Origin of the sequence: Burkholderia sp. Bp9140, assembly GCF_003853425.1 — a bacterium.
Classification (GTDB): Bacteria; Pseudomonadota; Gammaproteobacteria; order Burkholderiales; family Burkholderiaceae; genus Burkholderia.
On sequence record NZ_QTPQ01000007.1, the window covers coordinates 163,104 to 178,635 of the forward strand.

At 68.8% G+C, this 15,532-nt stretch carries 13 protein-coding genes and 1 pseudogene; 3 read left to right on the forward strand and 11 right to left on the reverse strand.

From position 1 onward, the window contains the following. Window positions 1-92: 92 nt before the first annotated feature. Window positions 93-1,532, reverse strand: coding sequence for a DUF1254 domain-containing protein (locus DIE21_RS08560; protein WP_124497286.1), 1,440 nt, complete (start codon window positions 1,530-1,532; stop codon window positions 93-95). A 378-nt stretch (window positions 1,533-1,910) separates the two neighbouring features. Between DIE21_RS08560 and DIE21_RS08565 the strand changes: the two genes are divergently transcribed. Further along, the gene (locus tag DIE21_RS08565; RefSeq protein WP_124497287.1) at window positions 1,911-4,739 is read left to right on the forward strand and encodes a heavy metal translocating P-type ATPase; all 2,829 of its coding nucleotides are present in this window, start codon (window positions 1,911-1,913) and stop codon (window positions 4,737-4,739) included. A 199-nt stretch (window positions 4,740-4,938) separates the two neighbouring features. Here the strand turns inward: DIE21_RS08565 and DIE21_RS08570 are convergent, their stop codons facing one another. From DIE21_RS08570 to DIE21_RS08580, 4 genes and pseudogenes are all read right to left on the reverse strand, one after another. Continuing rightward, a complete protein-coding gene (locus DIE21_RS08570) occupies window positions 4,939-5,418 on the reverse strand; it encodes an N-acetyltransferase (protein WP_124497288.1) in 480 nt (159 codons plus the stop codon). A gap of 167 nt (window positions 5,419-5,585) precedes the next feature. Beyond that, window positions 5,586-5,741: a hypothetical protein gene (locus tag DIE21_RS37135; RefSeq protein WP_011548928.1), complete on the reverse strand. Its 156-nt coding sequence runs from the start codon at window positions 5,739-5,741 to the stop codon at window positions 5,586-5,588. 175 nt (window positions 5,742-5,916) lie between these two features. Beyond that, window positions 5,917-7,131 (reverse strand): flagellar hook-length control protein FliK, encoded by a 1,215-nt coding sequence (locus tag DIE21_RS08575; protein ID WP_124497289.1) that lies wholly within the window; start codon window positions 7,129-7,131, stop codon window positions 5,917-5,919. A gap of 228 nt (window positions 7,132-7,359) precedes the next feature. Then, a pseudogene (locus DIE21_RS08580) lies at window positions 7,360-7,596 on the reverse strand (MgtC/SapB family protein); the annotation flags it as partial. 134 nt (window positions 7,597-7,730) lie between these two features. On the opposite strand from DIE21_RS08580, the gene DIE21_RS08585 reads away from it, so the two are divergent. Beyond that, the gene (locus DIE21_RS08585) at window positions 7,731-8,840 is read left to right on the forward strand and encodes an AGE family epimerase/isomerase (RefSeq protein ID WP_124497290.1); all 1,110 of its coding nucleotides are present in this window, start codon (window positions 7,731-7,733) and stop codon (window positions 8,838-8,840) included. Here DIE21_RS08585 and DIE21_RS08590 read toward each other — a convergent pair. Then, window positions 8,813-10,438 carry a methyl-accepting chemotaxis protein gene (locus tag DIE21_RS08590; RefSeq protein WP_124497291.1) on the reverse strand — a complete coding sequence of 542 codons (1,626 nt, stop codon included), beginning with the start codon at window positions 10,436-10,438 and terminating at the stop codon, window positions 8,813-8,815. The two genes, DIE21_RS08585 and DIE21_RS08590, sit on opposite strands and share 28 nt — an antisense overlap. A 260-nt stretch (window positions 10,439-10,698) precedes the next feature. On the opposite strand from DIE21_RS08590, the gene DIE21_RS08595 reads away from it, so the two are divergent. Further along, complete coding sequence (locus DIE21_RS08595; protein ID WP_059467287.1) at window positions 10,699-11,142, forward strand: PaaI family thioesterase; 444 nt, start codon at window positions 10,699-10,701, stop codon at window positions 11,140-11,142. Window positions 11,143-11,175: 33 nt separating this feature from the next. On the opposite strand, the gene DIE21_RS08600 is transcribed toward DIE21_RS08595, so the two are convergent. The 5 genes from DIE21_RS08600 to prpF form a co-directional block, all read right to left on the reverse strand. Beyond that, entirely contained in the window at window positions 11,176-11,880 is a 705-nt protein-coding gene (locus DIE21_RS08600; RefSeq protein ID WP_124497292.1) for a hypothetical protein, read from the reverse strand. A gap of 425 nt (window positions 11,881-12,305) precedes the next feature. Then, complete coding sequence (locus tag DIE21_RS08610; RefSeq protein WP_124497293.1) at window positions 12,306-12,587, reverse strand: type II toxin-antitoxin system RelE/ParE family toxin; 282 nt, start codon at window positions 12,585-12,587, stop codon at window positions 12,306-12,308. Beyond that, window positions 12,577-12,825, reverse strand: a complete 249-nt coding sequence (locus DIE21_RS08615) for a type II toxin-antitoxin system Phd/YefM family antitoxin (protein ID WP_124497294.1) — start codon at window positions 12,823-12,825, stop codon at window positions 12,577-12,579. The genes DIE21_RS08610 and DIE21_RS08615 overlap by 11 nt, the downstream gene beginning before the upstream one ends. 142 nt (window positions 12,826-12,967) lie before the next feature. Continuing rightward, window positions 12,968-14,020: a CaiB/BaiF CoA-transferase family protein gene (locus DIE21_RS08620; RefSeq protein WP_124497295.1), complete on the reverse strand. Its 1,053-nt coding sequence runs from the start codon at window positions 14,018-14,020 to the stop codon at window positions 12,968-12,970. 309 nt (window positions 14,021-14,329) lie between these two features. Beyond that, window positions 14,330-15,520, reverse strand: a complete 1,191-nt coding sequence (gene prpF / locus DIE21_RS08625; protein WP_124497296.1) for a 2-methylaconitate cis-trans isomerase PrpF — start codon at window positions 15,518-15,520, stop codon at window positions 14,330-14,332. Window positions 15,521-15,532: the final 12 nt, after the last annotated feature.

The window sequence follows — 15,532 nt, forward strand, 5'->3', positions numbered from 1 at the left end:
TATCCCGAAAGTATAGGCTCAGGGGGTGACGGAACGGCGTTCGGGCGCGGAGCGCCGCGCCCGCGGATCGGACAGCGGCGGCGCCGGTCCGTTCATTTCCGGACGACGACGGGCGGCATCCACGCGCCGTCGCTCGCTTGCGGCTTCGGGGCGTAGAGCCGCAGCGCGAGCGCGAAATCGGCGCGCGGCGCCGGCAGCCAGTTGGCCGCATGCGTGCCGCCCGGCGACGCCGACACGACCACGTCGATCGAGCCGTCCTGGTTGCGGCGCAGCCGGTCGCGGTCGCCGAGCGAGCGGCGCGTCGAGCCGACGTCGGGCAGCGCGCCGTTCGTCGCATACGGCGTGAGCGTCCAGAACCCGCGCACCGGCGGCAAGGCACCCGGCGCGAAATGCAGCACGTAGCGGTTCGCGCCGTTCAGCGGATGGCCGTCGCTGTCGACGCGTACGAGTGCGAGCGTCTCGTCGTCGCGCGTCGCGGTGCCGAACTGCGTATAGGCCGCGTACGCGCGCAGCGCGTAGTCCTGGCCGTACTTGCCGGCCGTGTCGCCGATCCAGCTCCAGCCGTTCGCGTTCAGCAGGTTCGGCGGCGGCGCCGCGAGCCGCGCGCGCGCTTCGGCGACGCCGGCCGTTGCGGCGCTCAGGCGATCGCCCGTCCACGGCACCGGGTAACCGGCCGACACGCCGATATCGTTCAGCAGTTCCTGCGCATGCGCGTCGTCGGCGGGTGGCGGGTTGTCCTGCAGCGCCTGCGCGAAGCGCGTGAAGAACGCCTTCGGGTCGAGCGCCGCGACCTGCTCGGCCGGCGTGCCGCCGCTCGCGGCTTCCGACGGCGCGCTGCCCGCATGGACCGCGACCGACGCGCCGCGCGCGCTGCCCGTATGGACGGACAACGGCACCACGCGGATCGCCCGCTGCAGTTTCTTCACGTTCGTGAGGTCGCGACCGCCGCTCGTCTGCAGCCGCACTTCGAGCCACGCGTTGGCCGACGGCACGTCGATACGCAACGCGCCCTTCGGCAGCGTGCCCTGCCAGTCCTTCGCGGCAAAGGCAATCGTTTGCGATCGCGCGGCGCCGTGAGCAACGCGCGCCGTCACGCTCGACGACGACCACAGCACGTTCGTCCACATGTCGAGCGCGCGGGCATCCCAGTAGCGCCCGCGGGTGTCCGGCAGCGTGACGATCACCGGCTCCGCGCCGACGTCGAGCCAGCCGGCCGAGTCGAGCGTGTCGACGCCCGGCAGCGGCGGGTTGAGCGCGCCGACGGGCGGCAGCGCCTGCGCATGACGCAGCGTGTTGAGCGGCGCCTGGCCCGGCTGCGCGCCGTCGCCGCCCGTCGCGGCTTCCTTCGCGACGTCCATCAGCACGAGCGGATATGCATACACATAGGAATCGGCCACTTCGGCGCGCATCCAGCCGGTTTTCCGCTGGATCGCGTCCGGTTGCGACGCGCATCCCGCCAGCAGCGCCGCCATGACCAGCGACGCGCCTGCCGCGCGCCGCAGAGAAATTGATTCTCGTTGGTTTTCAATCATTGAGTACTGGCCGAATATCGTTCTTGTCAGTCATCGCCTTGTTCGACTCACGATCGGCGAAAGCAAGGCACCCCAGCCTGCCCAACCGCCGTTCGCTGGGCGGGCGCTGATGTCAGGCCGGTATCATAGCGCCTAAGGGCATCCCCCAATATGCCGAATAACGGGTGGAGCGCTAGCCGGACTGCCGTCAGCCAGGACTTTCCTTGATCCGGCCCCCTATCGAGAGCAGCCCGCCGACTGCACGTACCGGCATGACCGGCGAGAATACGTCGGCCGTCGGCGCGATCCTGCAACGCATCGCCCCCTTGACCTTCCCATGATGGGAATGTTGATACTGGAGTCATTCGCGGCACGAACCGCGCCTTTGGGGAATCCGATATGACTGAATCACTCGCGTCCGCGGGCGTGCAAACGATCGAACTGACCGTCGACGGCATGCATTGCGGCGGCTGCACGGGCCGCGTGCAGCGTGCGCTGGCCGCCGTGCCGGGCGTCGTCGAGGCCGCGGTCGATCTCGACGCGCATGCGGCGACGGTGACCGCGCAGGACACGGTCGAGCCCGTGCAGCTCGTCGACGCAATCGGCGCGGCCGGCTATCGCGCGGCCGTGCGCGAAGCGGCGTTCGAAGCCGTTGCAGCCGCGCATGCGGAGCACGCGCCACGCGCCGAAACGCTGCCCGCAACGCCGGCGGCACTGCCCGCGACCGCGACCACGATCGAACTCGATATCGACGGCATGACCTGCGCGTCGTGCGTGTCGCGCGTCGAAAAGGCACTGGCGAAGGTGCAGGGCGTCACGCGCGCTTCCGTCAACCTCGCGACCGAACGCGCGACGGTCGACGCCGCGGCGGACGTTTCCGCGTCGCAACTGGTGGACGCCGTGCACCAAGCCGGCTATGCCGCGACACCGGTCGCAGCGACGCCACCGGCCGCCTCCGCTGAATCGGCCGCTTCCGCCGATCTCGAATTCGACATCGGCGGGATGACGTGCGCGTCCTGCGCCGGCCGCGTCGAAAAAGCGCTGGCCGCGGTGCCGGGCGTCGCGCGCGCATCGGTCAATCTCGCGACCGAGCGCGCGTCGGTGCATGGCGCCGGCGCGCTCGACGCCGCCACGCTGATCGCGGCGGTCACGACGGCCGGCTACCGCGCATCGCTCGCCGCCGCGCCGGATGCCGGCGCCGCCGGTGCCGCCGAAGCCCGCGCCGCCGACCCGGCGCAAACCCCCGACGCCCGCAAGCGCCGCGAAGCGATCCGCGAGCGCAATCTGGTGATCGGCTCGGCCGTGCTGAGCGCGCCGCTCGTCGTGCCGATGCTCGTCGCGCCGTTCGGCATCGACGCGATGCTGCCCGGGTGGCTGCAGCTCGTGCTCGCATCGATCGTCCAGTTCGGCTTCGGCGCGCGCTTCTACCGCGCCGCCTGGCATGCGGTGAAGGCGCGCACCGGCAACATGGACCTGCTCGTCGCGCTCGGTACGTCGGCCGCGTTTGGCCTGAGCCTGTGGATGCTGCTGCGCGACCCCGCCCATCCGGGCCACCTGTATTTCGAGGCATCGGCCGTCATCATCACGCTGGTGCGCTTCGGCAAATGGCTCGAAGCACGCGCGAAACGCCAGACCACCGAGGCGATCCGCGCGCTGAACGCGCTGCGCCCCGACCGCGCGCGCGTCGTCGAGCACGGCGTCGAACGCGACGTGCCGCTCGCGCAGGTGCGCGTCGGCACGACCGTCAGCATCCGTCCCGGCGAGCGCGTGCCCGTCGACGGGCGGATCGTGTCGGGCCGCTCGCACGTCGACGAATCGCTGATCACCGGCGAAAGCCTGCCGGTACCGAAGGACGACGGCGATCCGGTCACGGCCGGCTCGATCAACGGCGAAGGCGCGCTCGTCGTCGAAACCACCGCGATCGGCGCGGAGACGACGCTCGCGCGCATCATCCGCCTCGTCGAATCCGCGCAGGCGGAAAAGGCGCCGATCCAGCGGCTCGTCGATCGCGTGAGCGAAGTGTTCGTGCCGGCGATCCTCGGCATTGCGATGCTGACGCTGATCGGCTGGCTGATCGCCGGCGCCGGCACCGAAACGGCGATCCTCAACGCGGTCGCGGTGCTCGTCATCGCATGCCCGTGCGCGCTCGGCCTCGCGACGCCCGCCGCGATCATGGCCGGCACCGGCGTCGCGGCGCGCCACGGCGTGCTGATCAAGGACGCGCAGGCACTCGAACTCGCGCAGCGCGCCACCGTGATCGCGTTCGACAAGACCGGCACGCTGACCGAAGGCAAGCCGTCCGTAACGGCGTTCGACGCGGTCGGCATCCCGCGTGAGCAAGCGCTCACGCTCGCGGCCGCGGTCCAGCGGCAAAGCGATCACCCGCTCGCGCGCGCCGTGGTTGCCGCGCACGATGCGGACGTCGTGGCCCGCGGCGGCGCCGCAGGCTCGGCCGAGGCCGTCGCCGCCGACGCGCGCGCGGTGGCCGGACGCGGCGTCGAGGCGCGCGTCGCCGGGCAGTTGCTCGCGCTCGGCAGCACCCGCTGGCGCGACGAGCTCGGCATCGTCGTGCCGCCCGAGCTCGACGCGCGTGCCGCGGAACTCGAACGCGCGGGCAACACGATTTCGTGGCTGATGCGCGCCGATGCACCGCGTGCGCTGCTCGCGCTGATCGCGTTCGGCGACACCGTGAAGCCCGGCGCGCGCGACGCGGTCGCCGCACTGTCGGCGCGCGGCGTCGCGAGCGTACTCGTGACGGGCGACAACCGCGGCAGCGCGGCGGCCGTCGCGGCGTCGCTCGGGATCAGTGAAGTGCATGCGCAGGTGCTGCCCGACGACAAGGCGCGCGTGGTGGCCGAACTGAAGCGCACGCACGGCGGGATCGTCGCGATGGTCGGCGACGGCATCAACGACGCGCCCGCGCTCGCCGCGGCCGACGTCGGCATCGCGATGGCGACCGGCACCGACGTCGCGATGCATACGGCCGGCATCACGCTGATGCGCGGCGATCCGGCGCTCGTCGCGGATGCGATCGACATCTCGAAGCGGACCTACCGGAAGATCCAGCAGAACCTGTTCTGGGCGTTCGTCTACAACCTGATCGGCGTGCCGCTCGCGGCGCTCGGCTGGCTGAACCCGGTGATCGCGGGGGCGGCGATGGCGTTCTCCAGCGTCAGCGTCGTGACGAACGCGTTGCTGCTGCGCAGATGGAAAGGCCGCGCACGCTGATGCGGGCCGCGACGAGCGGGTCGCGACGAGCGCCGGACCGTCCGATGGCCGTCCGGCGCTCGTCGCGCATGGAATGGGGAAAGTGCGGCGCCAGCCGACCTGCGGGCGCGGGTTGCATGCCCTGCGTCGGGACAGGTAACCGGAAAAAAGCCGCGGAAACGGCCATGCACGTCACCGGCACGCACACAAACGGACGGGGTCAGCCCGGGACGACCGGCTTGATCAGCGTCGTCGTGATCGGCGCGAAGCCGCAGGCCCGATACAGCGCACGTGCGGCCGTGTTGTGATTGAACACCGACAATCCGATTTCGGTGACGCCATGACGGCGTGCCTCTGCCTCGAGCGCATCGAGCGTGCGCGTGGCCCAACCCTGGCGGCGCCGGGACGGGACGATCTCGAGGTCGTAGATGAACAGCGTGCGGTTCGGCCCTTCGGGCACGATCGCGTACCAGAGGTCGCCGACCGTGTCGCCGCTGGCGGCGTCGATCAGCTGGACGAGTGTCTGGCCGGAGGTGAGCAGGCCGTCGGGCAGCAGCGTATCGAAGCAGGCGCGGGCGCGGCCCGCCGCGTCGCCGGACTCGTTCTGCCCGGATGACACGAGATCGCGCGCGTAGCCGTCAATGGCGCGCGTGCGGTATGCGTGGAATTCGCCGGCCGTCATCGGCCGCATCTGCAGCATGGCCCGGGTGTCGCGAGGGAAGTCGAACTTCCAGTGTAGCGGGACGGCCGCACCGGCGCGCGATGCGGCGGTGGAAAACGGGCAGGCAGTTGCGGCGAGCGCCGCGCCGAATCAGCGAATCAGCGAATCAGCGAATCAGCGAATCAGCGAATCAGCGAATCAGCGAATCAGCGACGATACAGGACGATCGGCACGAGATTCGCACGACGCACGCGCTCGGCTTCGGCGTGACGCGCGGCGTACGAGTATTCGGCGTCGAGCGGCAGGTGCGGGGAGACGAACAGGTCGTCGATCTTTTGCAGCAGGGCGAAAATGAAGCTCATGTGAGACTCCTGACAGATGGCGCTAGGGTTTTCCCTTAGATTGACTCCATTCTAAGGGTTTTCCCTGAACTCTGCCAGCTCCTCGCATCCGTTTGCCGCACCCGCGCCACCGCCGACGGACAGACCGTCATCACCCGCCTTGTCAGGCCTTGGTTTGCAGGTAGGGTCGGAAGATTCAGTGCGTTCGACGCGCGCGCCTTGTGGCTGCCGCCTCACGGTTCGCGTTGCGCTGAAGCCGGTCGACCTGCGACAGCATTGCTTCGTGGTGTTCCGCGAGTGTCATCAGCGTTGCCTGCTGCGTCGACAGATCCGCGGCCAGCCGGTCGATCCGCTGTTGCCGGGCTTCCAGATCCTGCTTCAGGTTCGCGATCTGCCGCGTTTGCAGCACCAGCGCGACGAGTCCCGCGAACACGACGGCCGCCAGCGCCAGCAGCAGCCGGTTGACGCGGCGCATCTCGCGATCGGCCGCCTGCTTGATGCCGGCCGTCTCGGCCTGCAGCGTGGCAAGCCGATCCGACAGCGGACGTAGATGGGTGTCGGGATCGAAGGCCGGCGCGGCCGGTTGCACGCGATCCGCCGACGGCTTCGTCACGAACGACGCCGCGGACGCCACCGGCGGCACGACCGGCGAGGCCGACGCCGCGGTTGCTCGCGCAGCGTCGCGAGGACTCGCGGCGATCGCGGCAATCGCGGCAACCGCGGGCTCGGCCGGTTCGGCCGTCGCCTGCGGTTCAGCGGATGGTGCGGTATGCGCCGGAGGCGATTCCGGCCCGGCGCCGGCAGCCGCCGCTTCCGGCGCGCTGCGCACCGCTGCCGCTTCGCGTGCGCCGGCGGCCGCACGTCGCTTGCCGCCGGAGGATGCGCGACGCCCCTTCGTGGTCTCGCCTGGCGTCCGCGCGGCTTCGGCGTGCCCGACGGGCGCGGCGGCATCATCGGACTGTCGCACGTCGGCGAGCTTCGCTGCGTCGGCATCGCGCGCGGCATCGGCATCGGCATCGACCGTCTCACCGTTTTCATGTGTCGATGCCGCCCCTGTCGTCGTCGCGACGTCGAGCGTGTGCTCCGCTACACCGGCAGCGTCGCCGGGGGCGGTGAATCCGTCCAGTGTCGCCTGCCGGCCGGCGTCCTCGCCGTCCGGCACCGTCTCGCCGTCCGCCACCGCGTCGTCGCGCGCAACGGCCGGCGCACGCGCCGCCGGCTCGAGCACCGGATCGCCGAACAGGTCGAGCGTGCGTTCGTCCCGCGGCGCATCGCCGCCCGCCGTGCTGCCGGGCCGCGCGGCCGCCTTGGCGGCGGTGTCTGCCGCGGCCGCGACGGCGCGCGGGCGAGAACGGGCCGACGAGCGGTCGGAGCGGGAACGGGAGCGAGGCAGGGAAACGGATTCGGTCATGGAGTCGGATGACAGGCCCGCGAGCGCGGAATCGGAGGTCGAACGGAATCAGTGACGGCCATTGTCGCATGACCGATCGCCGATCCGGCCGATCGGATGCCGTCCACGCGTCGCCCGACAACCGGTTGCGTTCCACGAACCGCGTCACGCACGACAGCCCGCGCAGCTTGTCGCCGATCGCGCGGCATTCGAGATCCGACACGCGGCCGAGCGCGATGCGCACCTCGTCGTGCCCGCGCCGGGGAAACCGATGCCCGACAGCACCTGCGCGGCGATCCGCGACGGATCGAGCACGATGTGATCGCGGCTGCCAAGCACATCGGCAAAACCGAACGCCGATACGCTCATGACGAGCGTCGAGCCGACACCGACCGGCATGGGCGTGCGCAGGCCGGCCGCCCATGCAAGGCGCTCGCGCTCGAAGCCGATGACGCTGCCGAGCGCCGCCGCGAGAACCAGCCGCATCGCGAGTGCCTGGTTGCCGAGCGTCGCATTTGTGTCCTGTTTTGAGGACGGCGCGCGGAATGGTTTATCCTTGGCCCCGGCCGCGCCGCTCCGGGCCGCGCCGACTCAATTCGATCCAAGCGTTCATTCCCGCCATGTCCGTTCCCGATTCCGCTTCCGCCCAGGCCGCCCGATTGCGCGACCATTTTGCGCACGTCATCTTGCCGATCTGGCAGGGTTCAGGGTTCGACCGCACGCTGCGGCTGCCGTTCGAGGCCGTCGATCCGGCCACCCATGCACCGCTGCCCGTCACCCGTTATCGCGCCATGGCGTGTGCGCGGCAACTGTTCGTGTTCGCGCAGGCCGGCAACACCGCGCACGCGGCCACCCTGTTCGACTCGCTGTGCGGCCGCTTCCGCGACCCGCGCCACGGCGGCTGGTTCTACAGCGTCGACGCGCAAGGCGCGCCGCTCGACACGAGCAAGGACCTGTACACGCACGCGTTCGTCGTGTTCGCGTGCGCCGCATGGCATGCGGCGTCGGGTGACGCCGCCGCGCGCACGGTCGCCGAGGACACCGCCGCACTGATCCAGGACCGCTTCGCGCCGCAGCCGGATGACGCGCTGCTCGACGCCGCGCGTCACGCCGATTTCTCGTCGTCGGGCAGCGGCGCGCTGCAGAACCCGCTGATGCACCTGACCGAAGCATGGCTCGCGGCCGCCGATGCGTTCGGCGACGCGGCGTTCGACGATGCGCTCGCGCGCACCGCGCAGGCCGTCGAGCGCACGTTCGTCGATCCGGCGACCGGCTGCGTCGCCGAGCTGCCGCTCGGGGCGGCCGACAACCGCTTCGAGCCCGGCCACCAGTTCGAATGGTTCTATCTGGTCGACGCGGCCGGCGCTCGGCTCGCGCAGACCGGGCTCCCCTACGCGCTCGCGCGCGCGTTCGCATTCGCCGAACAGCACGGCATCGATCCACAGACGGGCGCCGTGTGCGCGGCGGTCGACGCGCAAGGCACATGCATCGACGGCACGCAGCGGATCTGGGCGCAGACCGAATACCTGCGCGCGCTCGCGACGCACGGCGGCACGCCGGGCTCCGCGCCGCTCGCGCAGCAGATCGAGCGCTTCGCCGCGCGCTTCCTGCATCCGCGCGGCTGGTTCGAGTGCAAGACGGCCGACGGGCAGGTGTCGCGCGCCGACATGCCGTCGACGACACCCTACCACCTCGCGACCGCTTACGCGGCGCTGCCCGCCGTGTCGTAACCGGCGCCGGCAAACGACGACGCCGCGCGCTCATCGCGAACACCGCGAGCGCGCGCGTCGCCCAGCTCGAAGACCGACACCGCCTGCATCAGGTGCGCGGTCTGGTCGTTCAGCGACGCGGCGGCCGCCGCGACCTCCTCCACCAGCGCCGCGTTCTGCTGCGTCAGCTGGTCCATCTGCGTGACGGCCTGGTTCACCTGCTCGATGCCGACGCTCTGCTCGACCGACGCGGCCGTGATCTCCGACATCGTCTGCACGACGCGCGTGATCGATGCCGATACCGTCCGCATCGCGTCGCCGGCACGCTCGACGAGTTCCGAGCCGCCGTCGATCTGCGCGACCGACGCCTCGATCAGCGCCTTGATCTCCTTCGCCGATTGCGCGCTGCGCTGCGCGAGCGAGCGCACTTCGCCCGCGACCACCGCGAAGCCGCGGCCCTGCTCGCCGGCCCGCGCGGCCTCGACCGCCGCGTTCAACGCGAGGATGTTGGTCTGGAATGCGATGCCGTCGATCACCGAAATGATCTCCGCGATCCGCCCGGAGCTCTGCGCGATGCCGCGCATCCGGTCGATCACGCTGTCGACCACGCCGCCGCCGTGGCGCGTCGCGTCGAGCGCCGCGTCGGCCAGTGCGCTGGCCGCACGCGCGCTGTCGGTGTTCTGGCGCACCGTCGCGGTCAGTTCCTCCATGCTCGCGGCGGTTTCCTCGAGCGACGCGGCCTGCGTGCCCGTGCGCGCGGACAGGTCCGCGTTGCCGCCGGCGATCTCGCCCGCGCCGAGGTGGATCGCGTCGGACGCGTGACGCACGGTACGCACGGTGTCCGCGATGCTCGCCTGCATCGCGGCGAGGCCGCGCAGCATCCGGTCGATCTCGAACACGCCGCCCGCCCGCACGGCTTCGTCGAGCCGGCCCTGAGCGATCCGCTCGAAATGGCGGCCGGCGTCGTCCAGCGGCGCAACCACCGCGCGCCGCGCGGCCGCGTAGATGGCCACGCTCGCCGCGAGCATCGCCACCAGCAGCACGATGCCGACCCACTTGAACCACTGGATCCCGCCGTCGATCGTGTCGAGCGCGGCGCGGCTCGACGCGCCGCCGTAGTCGGCGAAGCGGTGCAGTTCGGCCAGGTACGCATCCTGGAAGCCTTGTGTCGGCTGGTCGAGGAACGCCTGGATGTTGTCGGCGTCGAGGAACTGCACGAGTTCGCCGAGCGCGCCGCGCAGCGCGCGATAGCGCTCGGCGAGCGCCGCGACGCGCGCGCGGTTCGTTGCATCGACGGCCCGCGCGGCCGTCAGCGCACCGAACGCCTTGTCCGCTTCGGCGAGCGAAGCGCTGGCGTGGCGGATGATCTCGTCGGGCTTCGGGCCGCCGCGCACCATCCGCGTGCCGGCACGCGACAGGTTCACGCGTGCGTCGAGCAGCCGCTCGGTCGCCTGGCTGGCTGCGTCGACCTGCGCGATCGCGACGTTCGACAGGTCGTCGACGCCGCTGCGCGTCGACGCGAGCGCCCAGAAGCCGAGCGCCTCGATCGCGAACAGAAAGAGGCAAAACACGGTCAACACGCCGAGCAGACCCGACGCGAGCTTGATTTTTCCGAACATGGGGGGAGATTCCTGGAGAGCCGACGATGGAGCAATGCCCCGGCATTAGCGGCATTTCTTCGTCGGACTTTAGGCTTCCGGCCTGGGCATCTCCGTCATTACCGCCGAATCGCCCGCAAACGAGCACAACTCGCGCGCTCGGCGCAATAATCGCGTCGCATCGCGCCAGCAATTGCGCGAAATGCGGACGAATTTCCTTGCTTATCCGCAGCCCCCTTCCTAGAGTTCAGCGCAAGCGGACACGGATTGCGAGGCAGTCGATGACGGACATCACGGACCACGCGCGCGGCGCATTGCGCGCGCAACCGTTCAGCATGCTGCTGGGCACGGAGCTGATGCATATCGGCGACAACGAGGTGTCGCTGTGCCTGCCCGTGCGGGAAGAACTGCGGCAGCAGCACGGCTTCGTGCACGGCGGCGTGATCGGCTATCTCGCCGACAACGCGCTGACGTTCGCCGGCGCGCTCGTGCTCGGCCCGCGCGTCATCACCGCCGAATACAAGATCAACTACCTGCGGCCGGCCGTGAACGGCACGCTCGTCGCGCGCGCGAAGGTTGTCTACGCGGGCCGGCACCAGGCGACCTGCCAGTGTCATGTGTTCGTCATCGACGGCGATCACGAGCGGCTCGTCGCGATCGCGCAAGGCACGATCAATCGGGTCGGCGACGGCAAGATGCCGGACGCGCCGGAGGAAACGGCGTGAGAACGGTTCGCCGCCGATCTGCTTCGGCGAGCCTTATTCCTTGTCCTGAACCGAAAATTGAAATGGAACGTCCGGACGCATGAATCGAAGCCGAATGTCGTTCAGGACGGGGACGAAGCGTCTCTTTTCAAAAGCGTAGTACGACATGAGAAGGCCAATGCGAGACGCCTGCGCATCGTCCAGCAGATAGGTGTTCTTCGGAAAGGCAAGCTTTCCGTCCTGTGTTGCCAATACAGCCCGACAGGACGAAAGCAGGCTGGGCAAATGAAGGAACGTCACGCGCTTTTTCGCCGCAAACGGATTGATCAGCAGGTAAATCTGCTGGTGGCGGTTCGCTTCGCCCGACCCGCTGCCGCTTCCTTCCACGCAGAGAGCGGACGGGCGATGGCGCATGCCTTGGGCAAAAAATACGCTGGCGCTGCCAGGGTAAATTTCAACTGGATGCTCACCCGGGAAAGTCGTGGCATTCGAAAAGCGATGGATTTTTCCGCCAATCGCGATGCGGTTCCCCGCCAGTTCGACGTGTACGGTCTTCCCGTCCGACTCGACGCTGAAATCTCCGTAGATATCCCCGCCTCGATCGGAATATAAAACGCTTGCGTCGTGCTCGATCGGGCCGCCAAACGCCGCACGCGATTGGGCTGCATAGAACGCGTCATAGCTGCCGTAGGTCGTCGAGCCATGGGCGCTGCTTGCGAAGGCCGCCAGGATAGCCGCCCACATCACTGCAGATTTCATCGGTATGCCTTTCCCCCGCTCGCTTTCGGGTCGTCGGGATCGTGCGTCCAGGATACCGTGCTACCGTGCGCGGCCGTCGACACCCATACCGAGTTGTAGCGCCCGCGTTCACCACCGTCGACGATTTTCCCAGTTCTCCTATGACGGATTTTCCATCGAACGATGACCTCACGCCGCTTCTCCGGTACGCTGAAAATGTTGTCTGACGGGGAGCCCCATTTGAAGCGGTCACGTACCTTGGGATGGTTGCCTCTATTGATAAGGATTGCCATACGAAAAATTGACTTGCGATTCATCGTCGTGACATGTATTTGTAGCTGGCGGAGACGCGTGGACTCCCCCATTTCGTCGATCGCATGTCCGAACACGAGCGATGCAACATCGCCCGCAAGCGACGGCAGCACGCGCGCCGGGCGTCGTCCGGTCTATTGCTTCATCGCGGCAAGATAGACGGCATCTCGATCACGGCGACCGACTGCGACGACCAGTACGATCACTTCCGTATCGCGCACTTCGTAGACGAGTCGGTAGCCGACGCTGCGCAGCTTGATCTTGTAACGGTCCGGATGGCCATGCAGCTTGGCCGACGGAATGCGGGGATTCTCGAGCCGCTCGGCCAGTCGGGATTTGAACTGATCGCGGATGGTGCGATCAAGCTTCTTCCACTCTCTCAACGCAGGCTCGAGAAAGGCAAGTTCAAAGGTCATTCAGACCGACCTTGACGACCTTGTCTTTCGCACGCGCATTGGCGAGCGCATTGTCTTCGATATCTTCGAGACGTTCGACCATCGCTTCCCACGTCTTCGCCGGGATGCAATAGAACGCGGGCTCGTTGTGATTCAGAATCGCAACCGGAAAGCCCTCGCCCGCCGCTACGGTTCCCATCGGGTTGCGCTTCAGTTCCGAAACGCTCGCGGTAATACTGGCCAGGATGGTGTGAGGCATATCGGACTCCTTCATCGATCGAAGTCCAATTTTACTCTATTTAGAGCTAAATTTAGCACCAAATTTGGCTCTCATCGAATTCACAGTCCAGCGCTGAAGCGCATCTCCCGAGTAGCGCTTCCGAATCGGCGATCCGGCGCACCTATTCCGCACCGTCCCCCGCCAGCGGCAAGAATCTCGGCGCCACATGCGCCCGAACGTTGCCGTCCGCGTCGGTACGGTAGATTCCGCGCGCCGCATTGTGCGGATGCTCGACCGCTTCGGCCACGCTCAGCACCGGCGCAAAGCACGCGTCGCTGCCTTCGAGCAGCGCGCGCCAATGCGCGGACGGCTGCTGCGCAAATACCTCGGCGAAACGCGTCTTCAGCGCCGGCCAGCGCGCGCGGTCGTACTGCGACGCCGGCTCGACGTCGGTCAGCCCGAGCCGCTCGACCAGCAGCGCATAGAACGGCGGCTCGAGCGCGCCGATCGTCACGCATTCGCCGTCCGCGCAGCGATACACGTCGTAGAACGGCGCGTCGTGGAAGAGGCTCGGCTGCGCGCCGTCGAGTTGGCCGTTCGCGCGCGCCCACAGCGCGAGCGAGCCGAGCATCGACACGATGTCGACGATCGCGCCGTCGACCACACGCCCCGGGCCGCCGCCGCGCACGTCGAACAGCGCGCAGACGATTCCGAACGCGAGCCCGAGCGCGCCGCCGGCATCGCCGACGACGGTCGGCGGCACGCCGGGCCGGCCGTCGCGCGGCGCGGACAGCGACAGCAGCCCCGTCAGCGCGACGTAGTTCAGGTCGTGTCCGGCGGCGGTCGCGAGCGGCCCGTCCTGGCCCCAGCCCGTCATCCGTCCGTACACGAGCTTTGGATTGCGGCGCGCACACGCGTCGGGCCCGAGGCCGAGACGCTCCATCACGCCCGGTCGCAGCCCCTCGACCAGCGCATCGGCCTGCGCGATCAGCGCGAGCGCCGCATCGCGGCCGTCCGGTGTCTTCAGATCGAGTTCGACGATCGTCTTGCCTTCGCGCAGCAGGTCGCCGTCGCGGCCTTGCAACGCATCCGGCGCACTCGTGCGGCCGGCCGGACGTGCGACCAGCGTGATGCGCGCGCCCATCCCGGCGAGCATCCAGCCCGCGAGCGGGCCGGGGCCGAGACCTTCGAATTCGACGATGTGGACGCCGGAAAGCGGGGCATCAAGCGACATACGATTCTCCTGTCGACCACCGTTAGCGCTTTAGCGCTTACGGTGGTCCCATGCTTCGCGGTCGATCCGCGTCAGTCCTTCATCGCTTACGCGGGTCCCGTGCTTCGCGGGCGACCCGCGTCAGTCCTTCATCGCTTACGCGGGTCCCATGCTTCGCGGTCGACCCGCGTCAGTCCATCATCGCTTACGCGGGTCCGATGCTTCGCGGTCGATCAGCGTCAAACGAAAAATCCCTGCGCAGCGGGTTCGCCTCGCAGGGATCGGTGCTCCATTCACCGCCGAAGGGTTGCACGCGGTAACAGTCGTGCGTCAGAACGCATCCCCCGGCACCCGCACCCAGCCTTCCATCAGCACGCGCGCGCTGCGGCTCATGATCGCCTTCGTGACGGTCCACTCGCCGTTCTCTAGCTGCGCTTCCGCGCCGACGCGCAGCGTGCCCGACGGATGCCCGAAGCGCACTGCATTGCGTTCGCCGCCGCCCGCCGCGAGGTTGACCAGCGTGCCGGGGATCGCCGCGGCCGTGCCGATCGCGACCGCCGCCGTGCCCATCATCGCGTGGTGCAGCTTGCCCATCGACATCGCGCGCACCAGCAGGTCGACGTCGCCCGCGTTCACGCGCTTGCCGCTCGACGCAACGTAATCGGCCGGCTTCGCGACGAACGCGACCTTCGGCGTGTGCTGCCGCGTCGCGATTTCATCGAGCGTGTCGATCAGCCCCATGCGCAGCGCACCGTGCGCGCGGATCGTCTCGAACTTCTCGAGCGCCTTGGCGTCACCGTTGATCGCGTCCTGCAACTCGGTGCCCGTATAGCCGATCGCTTCTGCCTCGACGAAGATCGTCGGAATCCCCGCGTTGATCATCGTCGCCTTCAGCGTGCCGATGCCGGGCACGACCAGGTCGTCGACGAGGTTGCCGGTCGGGAACATCGACCCGCCCGCCCCCTCCTCGTCCGCCGCCGGGTCCATGAACTCGAGCTGTACTTCGGCGGCCGGGAACGTGACGCCGTCCAGCTCGAAGTCGCCCGTCTCCTGTACCGCGCCATTCGTGATCGGCACGTGCGCAACGATCGTCTTGCCGATGTTCGCCTGCCAGATCCGCACGGTCGCGATGCCGTCGCGCGGCACGCGCGATGCATCGACGAGGCCGCCGCTGATCGCGAACGGACCGACCGCCGCCGACAGGTTGCCGCAGTTGCCGGTCCAGTCGACGAACGCGCGGTCGATCGCGACCTGGCCGAACAGGTAGTCGACGTCGTGACCGGGCCGCGTGCTCTTCGACACGATCACCGTCTTGCTGGTGGACGACGTCGCGCCGCCCATCCCGTCGATCTGCTTGCCGTACGGATCGGGGCTGCCGATCACGCGCAGCAGCAGCGCGTCGCGCGCGGCGCCCGGCGTCTGCGCGGCATCCGGCAGGTCCTGCAGCCGGAAGAACACGCCCTTGCTGGTGCCGCCGCGAAGGTAGGTCGCCGGAATCCTGATTTGAGGAATGTGAGCCATGTTTGCGTTGTC